The sequence below is a fragment of the Antarctobacter heliothermus genome, assembly GCF_900188425.1.
GTDB lineage: Bacteria > Pseudomonadota > Alphaproteobacteria > Rhodobacterales > Rhodobacteraceae > Antarctobacter > Antarctobacter heliothermus.
Window position 1 is genome coordinate 81,752 of the sequence record NZ_FZON01000007.1, and the last position, 14,554, is coordinate 96,305.

At 64.3% G+C, this 14,554-nt stretch carries 15 protein-coding genes; 3 read left to right on the top strand and 12 right to left on the bottom strand.

Features of this window, described 5'->3' with window-relative positions:
- Nucleotides 1–42 precede the first annotated feature (42 nt).
- From CHB90_RS05795 to phaR, 3 genes are all read left to right on the top strand, one after another.
- Nucleotides 43–627, top strand: a complete 585-nt coding sequence (locus CHB90_RS05795; protein ID WP_089276909.1) for a hypothetical protein — start codon at nucleotides 43–45, stop codon at nucleotides 625–627.
- A 66-nt stretch (nucleotides 628–693) separates the two neighbouring features.
- A complete protein-coding gene (gene xseA / locus CHB90_RS05800) occupies nucleotides 694–2,238 on the top strand; it encodes an exodeoxyribonuclease VII large subunit (RefSeq protein ID WP_089276910.1) in 1,545 nt (514 codons plus the stop codon).
- Between the two features lie 102 nt (nucleotides 2,239–2,340).
- On the top strand, nucleotides 2,341–2,877 hold the full coding sequence (gene phaR, locus CHB90_RS05805; RefSeq protein WP_089276911.1) for a polyhydroxyalkanoate synthesis repressor PhaR: 537 nt from the start codon (nucleotides 2,341–2,343) through the stop codon (nucleotides 2,875–2,877).
- Between the two features lie 234 nt (nucleotides 2,878–3,111).
- On the opposite strand, the gene CHB90_RS05810 is transcribed toward phaR, so the two are convergent.
- The 12 genes from CHB90_RS05810 to CHB90_RS05865 form a co-directional block, all read right to left on the bottom strand.
- Entirely contained in the window at nucleotides 3,112–4,317 is a 1,206-nt protein-coding gene (locus tag CHB90_RS05810) for a DegT/DnrJ/EryC1/StrS family aminotransferase (RefSeq protein ID WP_089276912.1), read from the bottom strand.
- A 175-nt stretch (nucleotides 4,318–4,492) separates the two neighbouring features.
- Nucleotides 4,493–5,794 carry an NAD(P)/FAD-dependent oxidoreductase gene (locus tag CHB90_RS05815; RefSeq protein WP_089276913.1) on the bottom strand — a complete coding sequence of 434 codons (1,302 nt, stop codon included), beginning with the start codon at nucleotides 5,792–5,794 and terminating at the stop codon, nucleotides 4,493–4,495.
- Nucleotides 5,795–5,809: 15 nt separating this feature from the next.
- Nucleotides 5,810–7,192, bottom strand: coding sequence for a glutamine synthetase family protein (locus tag CHB90_RS05820; protein ID WP_089276914.1), 1,383 nt, complete (start codon nucleotides 7,190–7,192; stop codon nucleotides 5,810–5,812).
- Between the two features lie 17 nt (nucleotides 7,193–7,209).
- Nucleotides 7,210–7,908, bottom strand: a complete 699-nt coding sequence (locus tag CHB90_RS05825; protein ID WP_089276915.1) for a type 1 glutamine amidotransferase — start codon at nucleotides 7,906–7,908, stop codon at nucleotides 7,210–7,212.
- A 41-nt stretch (nucleotides 7,909–7,949) separates the two neighbouring features.
- Nucleotides 7,950–9,296: a glutamine synthetase family protein gene (locus CHB90_RS05830; RefSeq protein ID WP_089276953.1), complete on the bottom strand. Its 1,347-nt coding sequence runs from the start codon at nucleotides 9,294–9,296 to the stop codon at nucleotides 7,950–7,952.
- Between the two features lie 137 nt (nucleotides 9,297–9,433).
- Nucleotides 9,434–9,853, bottom strand: coding sequence for an acyl-CoA thioesterase (locus tag CHB90_RS05835; RefSeq protein ID WP_089276916.1), 420 nt, complete (start codon nucleotides 9,851–9,853; stop codon nucleotides 9,434–9,436).
- Between the two features lie 115 nt (nucleotides 9,854–9,968).
- Entirely contained in the window at nucleotides 9,969–10,775 is an 807-nt protein-coding gene (locus CHB90_RS05840) for an ABC transporter permease (RefSeq protein ID WP_089276917.1), read from the bottom strand.
- Entirely contained in the window at nucleotides 10,772–11,653 is an 882-nt protein-coding gene (locus CHB90_RS05845) for an ABC transporter permease (RefSeq protein WP_089276918.1), read from the bottom strand. Before CHB90_RS05845 ends, CHB90_RS05840 begins: the two co-directional genes overlap by 4 nt.
- 40 nt (nucleotides 11,654–11,693) lie before the next feature.
- Nucleotides 11,694–12,419, bottom strand: a complete 726-nt coding sequence (locus CHB90_RS05850; protein WP_089276919.1) for a transporter substrate-binding domain-containing protein — start codon at nucleotides 12,417–12,419, stop codon at nucleotides 11,694–11,696.
- A 61-nt stretch (nucleotides 12,420–12,480) separates the two neighbouring features.
- Entirely contained in the window at nucleotides 12,481–13,254 is a 774-nt protein-coding gene (locus CHB90_RS05855) for an ABC transporter ATP-binding protein (RefSeq protein WP_089276920.1), read from the bottom strand.
- Nucleotides 13,255–13,362: 108 nt separating this feature from the next.
- The gene (locus CHB90_RS05860; RefSeq protein WP_089276921.1) at nucleotides 13,363–14,103 is read right to left on the bottom strand and encodes a phosphate/phosphite/phosphonate ABC transporter substrate-binding protein; all 741 of its coding nucleotides are present in this window, start codon (nucleotides 14,101–14,103) and stop codon (nucleotides 13,363–13,365) included.
- Entirely contained in the window at nucleotides 14,100–14,540 is a 441-nt protein-coding gene (locus CHB90_RS05865; protein WP_089276954.1) for a tellurite resistance TerB family protein, read from the bottom strand. Before CHB90_RS05865 ends, CHB90_RS05860 begins: the two co-directional genes overlap by 4 nt.
- Between the last annotated feature and the right edge of the window lie 14 nt (nucleotides 14,541–14,554).

The following is a 14,554-nucleotide window of genomic DNA, read 5'->3' on the forward strand; positions in this document are numbered from 1 at the left end:
GATCGGCGGAACGCATACCCAAACCGCACCGCAGGAGCAAGTTTGACCGTCCGCGACAGCCTGAACGCTCTTGGCGATTTCCATTTCCCCTTGTCGAACGATCTGTTGCTGCAACAGGCGATTCAACGCCGGTCCAACGAGGACAGCGACGTCGGCGGCTGCCGCAAACGCACGGTGGCGATGATGCAGGCATACCGCCGGTTCCTCGCGCTGGCGGCCGACACGCCGGAGGGAACGCTGACGGTCTCGGCCTCCTTGGCCAACCTTCACGCGATCTACAGCCGAGAGGCGCAGACCCCGGCCGCGCTGGATGACCGGCTGGGCACACATGTCAGTCTGGGGCCCCCGCGCCGCCTGCCGCTGCGCGACCCTGCCTATGAAGCTGGCCTCGCCCGCTACCGCGCGACCTATGGCGAGGATCCGCATCCGCGCATTGCGCCGTCGCAAAGACGGCGCATCGTCACCGGCGTGTTGCGCTGGGCGTTCCTGCTGGGATTGCTGGGCGGGATCATCGTGACCGTGGCCAAGCCCGACACCCCGGCCTTTCTGATCGCGTGCCTCGTACCGCTGGCGGCGGGGCTGATCTCGGTCATAGGCTATGACCAGTGGCACATCCCCAAGGTCTAGTCGGCAGATTGGGGAAACCGGGGCAGGGCCATTGCACCCGGCGCGGCGATTGGGCTAACTCGATCCATGTCAGACCTGATCGAAGACGACAGCACCGGCAATGTGCCCGAATTTTCCGTGTCCGAGCTTTCGGGCGCGGTCAAACGGGTGATCGAGGGGGAATTCGGCTTTGTCCGAGTGCGTGGAGAGGTCGGGCGCGTCACCCGTCCCCGGTCCGGGCATGTGTACCTTGACCTCAAGGACGACCGTTCGGTGATCGCCGGGATCATGTGGAAAGGCGTCGCCGCGCGTCAGCAAACCATGCCCGAAGAGGGGATGGAGGTGATCGCCACCGGGCGACTGACCACCTTCCCCGGCCAGTCCAAGTACCAGATCGTCATCGAAGAGATCCGCCCCGCCGGGGCGGGCGCGCTGATGGCGATGCTGGAAAAGCGCAAGGCGATGTTGCAGGCCGAGGGGTTGTTTGCGGCCGACCGCAAGCGGCCGCTGCCCTATCTGCCAGAGATCATCGGCGTTGTGACCTCGCCCACCGGGGCGGTGATCCGCGACATCCTGCACCGGCTGCGCGAGCGGTTTCCGCGCAAGGTGCTGATCTGGCCGGTGGCGGTGCAGGGCGCGGGCTGCGCGCCGCAGGTGGCGCGCGCTATTGAGGGGTTCAACGCCCTGTCGCGCGGTGGTGCGCTGCCGCGTCCGGATTTGTTGATTGTCGCGCGTGGCGGTGGCTCTGTCGAGGATCTGTGGGGCTTCAACGAAGAGGTGGTCGCGCGGGCGGCGGCGGCGTCTGATATTCCGCTGATCTCTGCGGTGGGGCATGAGACCGACACCACCCTGATCGATTTTGTGTCCGACAGGCGCGCGCCCACGCCCACGGCAGCGGCGGAACTGGCGGTGCCGGTGCGGATGGAGTTGATCGGCGCGGTGCGCGATTTCGGCCTGCGGATGGACCGCGCCATGGTGCAACGGCTGGAGGTGCGCGGCCAGCGGTTGCGCGACCTGTCGCGCGCCTTGCCGCGTGTGGATGAGCTGCTGGACGGGCCGCGCCAGCGGCTGGATGTCATGGGCGAACGGCTGCCGCAGGCGCTGACGCGCAGTGTCGACCGTCGCAAGCTGGCGCTGTCGGAAATCGCAGGCAGCCTGCGCCCCGCCGTCCTGACCCGCGCGATGGCCGTCGAACAGCGTCGCCTGTCCGAGAGGGCGGCGCGGCTGACGCCGGCGCTGGACCGTCTGGTGCAGGCGCGGCGCGAGGCCTTGGGACACCGCGCCGACCGGCTGAGCGCGCGCCCGATCCTGCGTGAGATCGAGGTGCAAAAGGCCCGGCTGGCCGATCTGACCCGCCGTCTGGCGGATGGGCAGGAGGCGCGTCAGACCGATCTGCGCAGCCGTCTGGACGCGCTGACCCGTCTGCACGAGACGCTGGGCTACCGCGAGACGCTGCGGCGCGGCTATGCGGTGGTGCGCGGCGATGGCCATGTGGTGACCACCAAGGGGGCTGCGGAGAACGCCACTGGCCTGGAAATCGAATTTGCCGATGGCAGGCTGAAACTTGGCGGCGGTTCTTCATCCCGCAAACCGGCCAGGGCCAAGCCGCCCGAACAGGGCAGCCTGTTCTGAGCGCATGGCAGCCATCTTCACGATGGACACTGCTGGACTTTCCTTTTGTTCTGCGCTCGCATAGGATTGCTGCAATGCATCATTGGCAAGGGAGGGGAGCCTGTGGCCGAGAGTGAAAAACCGCTTCTGATCAAGCGCTACGCCAGCCGGCGGCTCTATAATACGGAAACCTCCGACTATGTCACACTTGAGGACATTGCCGGGTTTGTCCGCGACGGACGCGAGGTCAAGATCATCGACCTGAAGTCAGGCGATGACCTGACCCGGCAGTATCTGCTGCAAATCGTGGCCGAGAACGAGAGCAAGGGCCAAAGTGTCCTGCCGATCAACGTGCTGACCGACCTGGTGCGCAGCTATACCACCCATGCCACCAGCGCCGTGCCGCAGTTTCTGGCCGCCAGTTTCGAGATGTTCCGCGACAGCCAGTCGAAATGGTTGGAAAACGTCAACTCGATGAACCCGATGGCCAAGAGCCTGGAGGCGATGCAGGCCCAGCAAGAGGCCTTTATGAAGGCGATGTCCGGGGCGGCTGCCGATGCGGAGGGCAAGACGCCTGCGTCGCAAGGCAAGGAAGACCTTGAATCGATCAAGCGGCAGTTGACCGAACTGCAAAGCCAGTTGTCCAAGCTGGACAAGTGACGGTCCCCTGTTTGGGGGCCTGACCGTCTCAATCGGTCTGATGTGAGCTGAGCGCCAAGTGCTGGGTGTTGTGTGCTGAGCGTTGCAAGAGGGGGCGCTGCCCCCTCGGCCTTTGGCCTCACCCCCCGGGATATTTTTGGACAGAAGAAACGCAAGTGGTGCGTTTGTGTTGCGGGATGGGTGTCACGGTTTGCCATTGGCTGCCGGACGGCGCGGCAGCCGGTGGCGCGGGATTTATGTCCCGTAGGCGCGTGTCGGTGTTGCGGCCTGTTCTGCGGCGCGCATCAGGATCGCGGCCACGGCATCGCAGTCCGCGCTGGTCAGGCGCGCTGGCAGCCGGGTGTCGCAGGCGCGCATCAGCATGGCGCGTGTGCGCGGCAGATCCGGCATCTCGGGCAGGAACTGCCAGTTCCAATAGGCGCGCGCGTTGTCGCGGCTCAGGCCAAAGACCTGCACCTTGACGCCTTCGGCCTCGGCGGCGGCCACAAAGGCGCGCACCTCTGCGTCCGACAGGCCGGTCAGGTTGAATTGCAGCGAATCCGGTGCGCGCTCTTCCGGGGGCAGTTTTGCGGGCACCTCGATCCATGGGCTTTGCGAGAGGATGGCGGCGACCTGGTCATGATTGCGGCGGCCACTGGCCACCCGTTGGTCGATGTGCGGGATCTGCGGCCGGATCACCGCTGCTGACAGGTTGGACATGCGCAGGTTGTAGAGCGGCAGTTTGTTCTGCCAGCGGGCAAAGGCCTGTTCCAGTTCGGCGGTGTTGTCGCCGGGGGACAGGTGTTTGGTCCAGGCGTGTTCATAAGCGCCCGACAGGATCACGGCGCGCGCCACCAGATCGGCGTCGTCGGTGACCAGAATGCCACCTTCGCCCGCATTGACCAGTTTGTAGCTTTGGAAGCTGAAACAGCCGACCCGACCAAGGGTGCCGATCTTGCGCCCGTGCCATGTGGTGCCAAGGCTGTGCGCCGCATCCTCGATCACCGGAATACCGGCCTTGGCGCAGAGGGTCAGGATAGCGTCCATGTCCGAGGTATGGCCGCGCATGTGGCTGACGATGACGGCGTCGACCTGCGGCAGGCGGGCGGCGAAATCCGCCATGTCGATGCGGTAGTTTTCCCCGACCTCGCAAAGCACCGGCACCAGCCCGGCGTGAATGACCGAGGAGGGCACGGCGGCAAAGGTGAACCCGGGGATCATCACCCGCCCGCCTTTGGGCAGGTTCAGCGCCTCCAGCGACAGGAACAGCGCGGCAGAGCAGCTGGACACCGCCAGCGCGTATTTTGCCCCCATGAAGGCGGAAAATTCCCGTTCCAGCAGGGCAACGGGGGCATCTTGGGGGGCGGTGTAGCGGAACAGGTCGCCGGACTGCAAAAGGCGGTCGATCTCAATGCGGGCCTCGGCCGGGATTGGGTCGGCGTCGTGCATGTTCGGAAGCATGTTTTCGAAATCCTGAATTTGGGTTTTCAAAAATGTAAATCAGAAGTGCGCGCCGGGGAAGCCCAAATGCGACTCCGGCGACCTGACAGCGAAATACAGCCGCGCGGGCACCGCTATTGCGCGCGGACACCGCGGCGCAGGTTCGGGAAAAATAGGGGGATCGTGCTGAGGGGGGTCAGATGCCCAGTCGGTCGCGCATCGCGTACCATGTCATCCCCAGCGTCAGCAGCGGCGCGCGCAGATGGGGGCCGCCGGGAAAGACCGGAGCGGGCAGGGCGGCAAAGGCATCGAACCCGGCGGACTGCCCGCGGATCGCCTCGGCCATCAGTTTGCCCGCCTGCACCGCGTTGCCGACCCCGTGCCCGGAATAGCCCGAGGCGCTGAGGACATTGGGGGCCACCCGTTCCAGATGCGGCAGGCGTTTCAGCGTGATCGCCAGCGTGCCGCCCCATGCATAGTCGATCGCCACGTCGCGCAGCGCGGGAAACACCTCTGCCATCGGTTTGTGGACGGTGGCGCGGATGTCGGATGGAAAGCGGTAGCCATAGCTTTCGCCGCCGCCGAACAGCAGGCGGTTGTCCGGCGACAGGCGAAAGTAGTTGACCACAAAGCGGTCGTCGGAGACGGCCACGTCCTGCGTCAGCACCGTGGCGGCGCGCGCGCCCAGCGGTTCGGTGGCGACGACAAAGTTGTTGATCGGCATGACGCGGGCGGCCACACGCCGGTTCAATCGGCCCAGGTAGCCGTTGCAGGCCAGCACGACGTGATCCGCCGTGATCCGCCCGGACTCGGTCTTGACCGTGACCTCGGCCCCCTCGGACACATCCAGCACAAGGCTGCGCTCATAGATCTGCACGCCTGCGGCCTGTGCCGCCTGTGCCAGCCCCTTGGCCAGTTTCAGCGGGTTCAGATGCCCTGCGCCCCGGTCGACAATCCCGCCCCGGTACAGTGGTGAGGGGCAGAGCGCGGCGAAGTCTTGCGGGCTCAGTGCCTCCACCGGATAGTCATAGACCCGCCCCATATGGGCGGCATAGTCGTGCAGACCGCGCACCGACCCGGCCGACGACCCGGCCCATGCGATCCCCTCGCGCAGATCACAGTCGATGCCGTGACGCGCCACCAGATCGCGCACCAGCGCCTTGGCGTCCTCCCCCAGATCCCACATGGCGCGGGCCGCATCCTGCCCGACCATCTTTTCCAGCGTGACCTGATCCTGCCGCTGGCCAGAGCCCAGCTGCCCGCCGTTGCGCCCTGACGCGCCAAAGCCCACGCGATGCGCCTCGACCAGCACCACGTCCAGCCCGGCCTCTGCCAGATGCAGTGCTGCCGACAGGCCGGTATAGCCGCCGCCCACCACGCAGACATCGGCGCGCATGTCGCCCTTTTGCACCGGGAACGGCGGCAGGGGCGGCGTGACGGCCGCATACCAGCTGTCGGGATATGCGCCGCGCTGGTCGTTGCTGAATAACAGGTTCAAGGGTCCGCTCCGCGATTACACGTTCAGCAGCAGGTGCTCACGCTCCCACGGAGAGATCACCTGCAGGAACTCATCGTATTCGGCGCGTTTCACGATGGCATAGACCCGCGCGAACTCTGGCCCCAGAACCTCGTGCAGCGCCTTGGCCTCGGCAAAGATGTCCAACGCCTGCCCCAGAACGCGGGGGATATCGCCCTCACCCTCATAGGCATCGCCCTTGAACTGCTTGGAGGGCCTGCGTTCCTCCATCAGGCCCAGGTAGCCGCAGGCCAGCGAGGCGGCGATGCCCAGATAGGGGTTGCAATCCATGCCCGCCAGCCGGTTTTCGACGCGTCGGGCTTCTGCGCCGGACAGTGGGATGCGGATGCCGGTGGTGCGGTTGTCGCGTCCCCACTCCAGATTGATCGGCGCGGCGTGGTCCTTCACATAACGGCGATAGCTGTTCACATAAGGCGCCATGACCGCGATGGCCGAGGGCAGATGCGTCTGCAACCCGCCGATAAAGTGGAAAAACGCATCTGTCTCGCCCCCTTGCGGGCCGGAGAACAGGTTTTGCCCGGTCGCCTTGTCCAGCACCGAATGGTGGATGTGCATCGCGCTGCCCGGCTCATCGGCGATCGGCTTGGCCATGAAGGTGGCGAAACAATCGTGGCGCAGCGCCGCCTCGCGGATCAGCCGCTTGAAGAAAAACACCTCATCCGCCAGCTTGACCGGATCGCCGTGCCGCAGGTTGATCTCCAGCTGCCCGGCGCCGCCCTCCTGCGTGATGCCGTCAATCTCAAAGCCTTGCGCCTCGGCGAAATCATAGATGTCGTCGATCACCGGGCCGAATTCGTCCACCGCCGTCATCGAATAGGCCTGACGCGCAGCCGCCGGGCGGCCAGAGCGGCCCACCATCGGTTCGATATCCTTGGCCGGGTCCAGATTGCGCGCGATCAGGAAGAACTCCATCTCCGGGGCGACAACCGGCTTCCACCCTTGGGCCTCATACAGCGCCACCACCCGTTTCAGCACGTTGCGCGGGCTGAAGGGCACCGGCGTCCCGTGCCGGTCATAGGCGTCGTGGATCACCTGCAGGGTCCAGTCCCCGGTCCAGGGCGCCGCCGTGCCGGTGCTCATGTCCGGGCGCAGGATCATGTCGCGCTCGATGAACCCCTCTTCTGACGCCGCCTCGCCCCAGTCGCCGGTGATGGTCTGGAAAAAGATCGAATCGGGCAGGTGGAAATACTCCTGCCGGGCAAATTTCGACGCGGGCACGGCCTTGCCCCGCGCGATCCCCGGCAGGTCCGAGACAATGCACTCGACCTCGTCCAGACGCCGCCCCTCCAGGTAGGCGTGGGCGGCTTCGGGCAGGTTGTCGGTCCAGTCTTTCGCGGCAGGTTTGGCAGGTTTGTCCACGGAATGTCCTTTGCGTGTCAGGCGGCGCGCTCTGGCAGCCGCTTGTGTTTCAGGAAGTGTATCAGGTCGTCGATCATCTCGGCGCTGTCCAGCGGTGTCTCGATCTCGGCCACCGCCTGCGCCAGCAGCGGCTCCGGCACCACGCCGGGGCCGCGTTTTTCAATCAGACCCTTGGTGAAATCGGGCTTGAACTCGGGATGCGGCTGCACCGTGTAGGCCTGACCGGGATACAGCAGCGCCGCATGGGGGCAGAAATCGCTGCGCGCCACGGTCTGCGCACCCTCGGGCGGGGTAAAGACCTGATCCTGATGCCAGGCCATCACGGTCCTGGGCCCGCGCCCGGCAAAGTCATAGACCTGCGGCCCGATCGACCAGCCGCCGGGGAATTTGCCAACCTTGCCGCCCAGGGCCTGCGCGATCACCTGATGGCCAAAACAGATGCCGACCAGCGGTTTGCCCGCCGCCACGATCTGCCGGATCAACGCCTCCAGCGGCGGCAACCAGTCGTGATCCTCATAGATGCCGTGGCGCGATCCGGTGATCAGCCAGCCGTCCGCCGCCTCTGGTCCCGGCGGGAACTCGCCGTTCACCACCGACCATGTTTCAAACTCGAAACCCGCGTGGGCCAGCCGGTCGATGAACATTTCCGGGTACTGGCCATAGGTTTCGGCCAGTTCCGGCACCACGATCCCGGTCTGAAGAATACCGATCTTCATGTCTCACCTATGTCTGCGCGTCTGGTGTCGGCGTCCCAAGGTTACACCGTGTCCAGATAGATTTCCGTCTGTTCCGACTTGGTCAGCTCATCCATGTCGCGCATTTCCTGCCGCTTGGTCAGCACCAGATTGCGGATCAGCTCCTTGGGGAAGATGCGCGGCATATAGGGGCTGGCGTCAAAGGCGTCGATAGCCCCGCCCCAATCGCGCGGAATATGCGGCAGGTCCTGATCGTAGGCGTTGCCGGTGATGCGCTCTGGCGGGGTGATCTTGTCCTCAATCCCCATCAGCGCCGCGCCAAGGATGGCCGCCAGCGCCAGATAGGGGTTCACGTCGCCCCCCGCCACGCGATGTTCGATCCGCCGCGCCGCTGGCGGCCCCGATGGCACGCGCACCGCTGCGGTGCGGTTGTCATAGGCCCAGCAGATCGCTGACGGCGCGTGTGATCCGGGCACGATCCGCTCATAGCTGTTCAGATGCGGCGCATAGATCAGCGCACTGTCGGCCAGCGCCGCGATACAGCCACCAATGGCGTGCAACAGCGCCTCTGTCCCCTCGGGGCCGCCGTTGTCAAAGATGTTCTTGCCGTCCTTGTCCAACACGGAAAAATGCGCGTGCATCCCGTTGCCGGAATAGTCGTCATAGGGTTTTGCCATGAAACTGGCGGCAAAGCCGTGTTTGCGCGCCAGTCCCTTGACCAGCATCTTGAACAGCCAGGCGTCATCCGCCGCCTTCAGCGGGTCGGCCTGATGCATCAGGTTGACCTCGAACTGGCCCAGACCCGCCTCGGAGATCAGCGTGCCGGCGGGAATGTCCATCAGTTCACAGGCCTCGTAGAGGTCGGTGAAAAACACGTCAAAGGTGTCCAGCGCCCGGATCGACAGCACCTCGGCGGCGTTGCGCCTCTTGCCGGTGCGCGGCGACACCGGCACCTGCAGGCGTCGCGCGCTGTCGTCGATCAGGTAGAATTCCAGCTCCACCGCAACCACGGGCGTCAGCCCGTGCTCGGCAAAGCGTTGCTGAACTGCGGACAGTGCATGGCGCGGGTCGCCGCCATAGGGGCGGCCATCCTCGTGGAACATCCAGATCGGCAGCAGCGCACTGGGCGCGCCCAGCCACGGCATCGGGACAAAGCCGCGCTCTGTCGGGTACAGGATGGCATCCTGATCGCCGCTGTCAAAGACCAGCGGGCTGTCCTCGATGTCCTCGCCCCAGATGTCGACGTTCAGCGCCGAAAAGGGAAAACGGGTGCCATCGGTCAGCACCTTGATCGCGCTGGGAATGGGCATCCGCTTGCCACGGGGGACGCCGTTCACGTCACAGGCGGCGGCTCGGATGGTGCGGATTTGCGGGCGGTCGTGCAGCCAGTCGGCGCTGGGGGCGGTCATTTGAGACTCGTATGTTTGAAATTTGATCAAATTCATATGCCAGACGCGGCGATCCGGCAAGGGGGGGCGTAGAGCAGGGGGCTGACAAGCCGAAACAATGTCTGAGAAATGGGCGTGCGGTCCTGGGTCGGGCGTCCTTAACCGGCCAAAAACGCCGCCGCCCGGTCGCGCAGATCTTGCGGCACCTCGACCGCGCGTCGTGTGTCCAGCGACAGCAGCACGCCCTTGAACGTCGCCTCAAAGGACAGCGTTTCATCGGGGCAGCGATAAAGCCGGTGCCGAAAGCTCATGGATTTGGTCCCGATTGCGACAATGTCGGTTTCCATCCGCAACAGATCGCCAGCCAGCAGTTCGGCGCGAAAATCGCTCTCTGCATGGACCACCGCAAAGGACAACCGCCGCCCGCTGCGCATGTCATCCGGCGTCAGGCCCAGTTCCGCCTGCAGGGCAAAGACCGCATCCGAACAGGCCGCGAAATAGCGTGAGACATTCATGTGACCCAGAAAGTCACAGTGCGACGGATCGACAGCGGCGCGAAAGGTGGTCATGGCGGGCATCTCGGGGCTCCTCTGGGCGTCGCCGGGGGGCAGTCATTTCCTAACAAGACGTAAATTCGTCTCTGTAACCCATTGATATTGCGTGTGCCAAACGCTGTCCACGCGTGGACACCCCTCAGCGGATCAGGTTCATCCGCAGCCTGATCCGCCCCCGAACGTCCTGCGGCAGGTGCCGATTGAGCCGCCGGTTCATCAGCCCGAACAGGCTGATGATCACCAGCGTCACAAGGATGAAATACCCCGCAAGGATCGGGTAGGGCACGAAGGGATTAAAGGTCTTGTCGGCAAAATAGCTGGCGTAATACAGCGCGTCGCCCTTTTGCCGCCACGCCGGAAAACCCGACAGATAGACCAGCGTGGTCGCATGAAACAAAAAGATCGCCTCATTGGTGTAGGCCGGCCAAGCCAGCCGCAGCATCGTCGGCCAGGTGATCTTGCGGAATTTTGTCCAGCCCGAGAACCCATACGCATCCGCCGCGTCCAAGTCCCCCTTGGGGATCGACAAGAGCGCGCCGTAAAAGATCTCACCCGAATAGGCGGCAGTGTTCAGAAACAACACGATCGCAGCACCCAGCCACGCTGCCGTGAAGGGATCAAAGATCGGCGAGACCGATTTCAGGCTGAGAAAGGCGAAATAGGCAAAGAAGAACTGGATGAACAACGGGCTGCCGCGAAAGACAAAGATGAACCACTCGCTGGGTTTGCGCAGCAGCGGATTCGCCGTCGCCTTGCCCAGGGCCACGGCGGTCGCCAGAAAGAACCCCGACACCAGCGCGATCACCCCGAAATAGATGTTCCAGATCATCCCGGAGCCGATCAGCACCACCTGCTGACACAGGGTAAAATTTTCCCTCGGCAGCAACCGCTCACCGATCCCGATGGAGCGCAGGCTGTAGTCGGCAATGGTCTCCCAGCAGCTCATGCCGTCTTCCTCTGCGCTTCGCCGCCGGTGGTGGCCTGGCCTTTGGTCAGACGTTTCATGATCCGGTCAAGTGCCACCTCGGAGACGCGGGTGAAGGCGAGGTAAAACACCAGCAACCCAAGGAAATACCACATCCGCCAATCGCCGTGCGGATAGTCGGTAAAGCGCGGGGTCTTGGAACCGCCCAGCTCGCGCGCCCAATACACGATATCCTCGACCCCCAGCAGGAACAGCAGCGGCGTCGCCTTGATCAGCACCATCCAGAGGTTGGACAGGCCTGGCAGGGCAAAGACCCACATCTGCGGCACCAGAATGCGCCAGAAACACTGGCGCTGGCTCATGCCATAGGCCTCGGCCGTTTCCAGCTGCGCGCGCGGCACCGCCCGCATCGCGCCGTACAGAACGTTGGCCGCGAAGGCGCCAAAGACGATGGCAAAGGTCAGAACCGCCAGAAAGAACCCATAGGTCTCATGTATCCATTGCGCCGAATTGCCCTGCGGCAGCTTGGCTGCCGCGCAGACGACAAAGTCATTGCCCTGTCGGATCGGCTGATCCCAGTCGGGGCATTTCACCTCGTGCCGGATCCACTCAAAAAACTGGTCCAGCGCGATGACAAAGAACAGGAAAAATGCGATGTCGGGCACGCCGCGCACAATGGCGACATACCCCCGCCCCAGAAGGCTGAGCGGCAAGAACCGCGACCGCGCCGCCGCCGCCCCGGCAAAGCCAAAGGCCAGCGCAACCGGCGCGGTGATCGCCAGCAAAAGCAGGACGGTGCCCACCGACCAGTAGATCGCCATATGCTTGCCCGTGGTCAGGTAGCAGGCCATCCATGCCGGAGTGTCGAGTATACTTGGGTCAGTGCAAAAGCTGAACATCGCGTAAGCGGGCGGGGCATTGCCCCGCCCGGCCCGTGCATCAGAAGGTTTCGCCAACCTCCCACTTGGTGATCAGGTCGTTCAGCGTGCCGTCGTCCTTCATGGACTGGATCGCCGCGTCGAACTTTGCGCGCAACTCACCGTCGCTTTCGCGCAGGCCCATGCCGATGCCGCCACCGATCAGGACATCGTCCCCGGCAAAGGCAAGCTCGGCGTCCGCTTCGGCGATTGGCGACAGGAACGCCTTGTCGGCCAGAACCGCGTCGGCCTCACCATTGCGCACGGCGGCGATGGTTTCATCCGGCGTGGCGAATTCTACCAGCGTGGCACCCATCTCGGCGATGTAGGAGGCCTGGATCGTGCCGGACTGCGCAGCGAAAATGCCGCCTTCCATGTCCAGTTCCGCGCCCTCGGGGGCGAGAAAGGCGGACGGGTCCGGCTGGGTGTAGTTCTGGGTGAAATCAATCACCTCGTCGCGTTCGTCGGTGATCGACATGCCCGCGATGATGGTGTCGTAGTTGCCCGACACGAGGTTCGGGATGATCGAATCCCACTCGTTCGTGACCCATTCGCAGGTCAGTTCGGCGCGCTTGCACAGCTCATCGCCCAAATCGCGCTCAAACCCGTCCACTTCGCCGGCGTCGTTGATGAAGTTGTAAGGCGCATAAGCCCCTTCGGTGCCCATCCGCACAACCGAATGGCTTTCCGCCCAGGCCGCGCCCGCAAGCATCGCCAGCGCCGCCGTTCCGATCATCAGTTTTTTCATATCGTTACTCCCTGTTGTTTCGACGGCCGGTTCGCCGCCTGTCTTTCCGCAGACCTTTGGCCTACGCGTGTACGGTCGACTTCAGGAAACCCTGCAGTCGTTCCGACTTGGGCGCGCCGAAGAGTGTTTCCGGCGGCCCCTGTTCCTCGATCAGGCCCTGATGGAGAAAGACCACATGATTGCTCACATCCGAGGCCATTTTCATGTCATGGGTCACGATCAGCATCGTGCGCCCCTCTTGCGCCAGCGATTTGATGACGCGGACAACTTCCTGTTCCAGTTCGGGGTCCAGCGCGCTGGTCGGCTCATCGAACAGCAGCGCCTCGGGCTCCATGCACAGGGCGCGGGCAATGGCGGCGCGTTGTTGCTGGCCGCCTGATAATTGCGCCGGGTAGGCGTCACATTTGTCGCCGATCCCCACCTTGTCCAGATAGCCGCGCGCCGCCTGTTCTACCTCTGCCCGGTCGCGGCCCAGCACAGTCACCGGCGCCTCCATGACGTTTTGCAGGATCGTCATGTGGGCCCAAAGATTGAACTGCTGAAAGACCATCGACAGATTCGTGCGGATGCGCAGAACTTGTTTGGCGTCGGCAGGGCGTCGGTTGTGGCCGGTGCCCTTCCAGAGGACCGGCTCTCCCTTGAACAGGATTTCGCCCTGCTGGCTGTCTTCAAGCAGGTTACAACAGCGCAGCAGCGTGGATTTGCCCGACCCGGACGACCCAATTAGTGAGACGACGTCACCCTTGTGCGCGGTGATGTCGACACCCTTGATAACCTCAAGCGACCCATAGGCCTTGTGCAGGTTGCGGATTTCGATAACTGGCTGGGTCGCCATGCAGTTCCTGCCTGTTGCTCAGATCTGCAACAGATTGGCGGCAAGACGACAGGGTTGCAATCGAGAAATCGCCCGGAGGCGGCCTTGGGAGACCATGATGACCAAAGGTCAGGCGATGGCGCGGGTCTGCGGCGGCGGCGACGGGATCGGGACGGCCAGGTAATCGGCGTTGCTGATTCGGGTCAGCCCGACAGGCCCCCCCATCGCGGTGCGGGTTTCTGCGGGGATGTCGTCCAGCGCCGCGGCCAATGCGTCGTGCAGGGGGGCGGGATCGTTTCCGATTGCAGTGATCAGCGCCAGACCGGCGGTCGGTGTGCTGCGGTCTATCACCTGCAATGCCTCTGCGATGGTCGGGTCCAGCAGGCACAGGATGCGCCAGGTCACCGCGTCGACATAGGCCACGTCTGCGCGCCCGTCGATGACCGCGCTGACAGATTTCCGGTGGGCGCCGGTTTCCAGGTATCCGGCAAAACCGCGCGCCCGTGTCGATCCCCAGCCGGACTGGCTGTCGGGTTGGTTGAAGGCAAGGCGCAGGTCACCTTGGTCGCGGGTTTCGCCACGGCGGGCCAGCACGACCGAATGGTAGTACCCCGGCGGCGTGTCCGGCAGCGCATAGTCGAAAGTGGCCACATAGGTCACACGGTCGCGCAGCCTGTCCCGAAACGGCAGGCCGCAGGTGTGTGACAGAATCAGATCCGGCGCCATCCAGTGCGCATACCAGTCCTCGGGCAGGGCATCGGGGGTGGTCAGCGGTGGCAAATGCGGCAGGCGTTGCTGCACCGCATCCCAGAACAACGCCCAATGCTGCGCCGTCTCGCGCTGCCAGTACATCGGAAGGCTGGCAATCATCCGTCTTTGTCCACTCGTCGCCGCGCAAGCGCGCTGTCTCGGTCGTTGACGCCCAGCAGGTTGGACACCAGGCGCAGCAGCGCGTCCTCTTCGGCCTCGCGCACGCCGTCTGCCAGCACAACCTGCCACAGCGCCTCTATCACGCCGATGCGGTCGTCGTAGGGCACCGCATCCTTGATCGCGCGGGTAAAGCGCACGGTGTCGGGGGCCTCTGTTTCCAGCGTTTCGCCCTCGCTGCGCAGCCGGGTCGCCTCGAACGGGGAAAGTCCGTATCGGGTGGCGACGATCCGGTCGATGCGCGCCTTTTCGGCGTCGTCGAAATCGCCGTCGGACCGGGCGACCCGCACCAGCAGGGCGGTCAGCGCAAGGCGGGCATCCGCATCGGGCAGCGGGGCGGGGTCTGGCGCGGTCAGGCGCTTGAGAAAATCTGCAAACATGGCGTTGATATAGG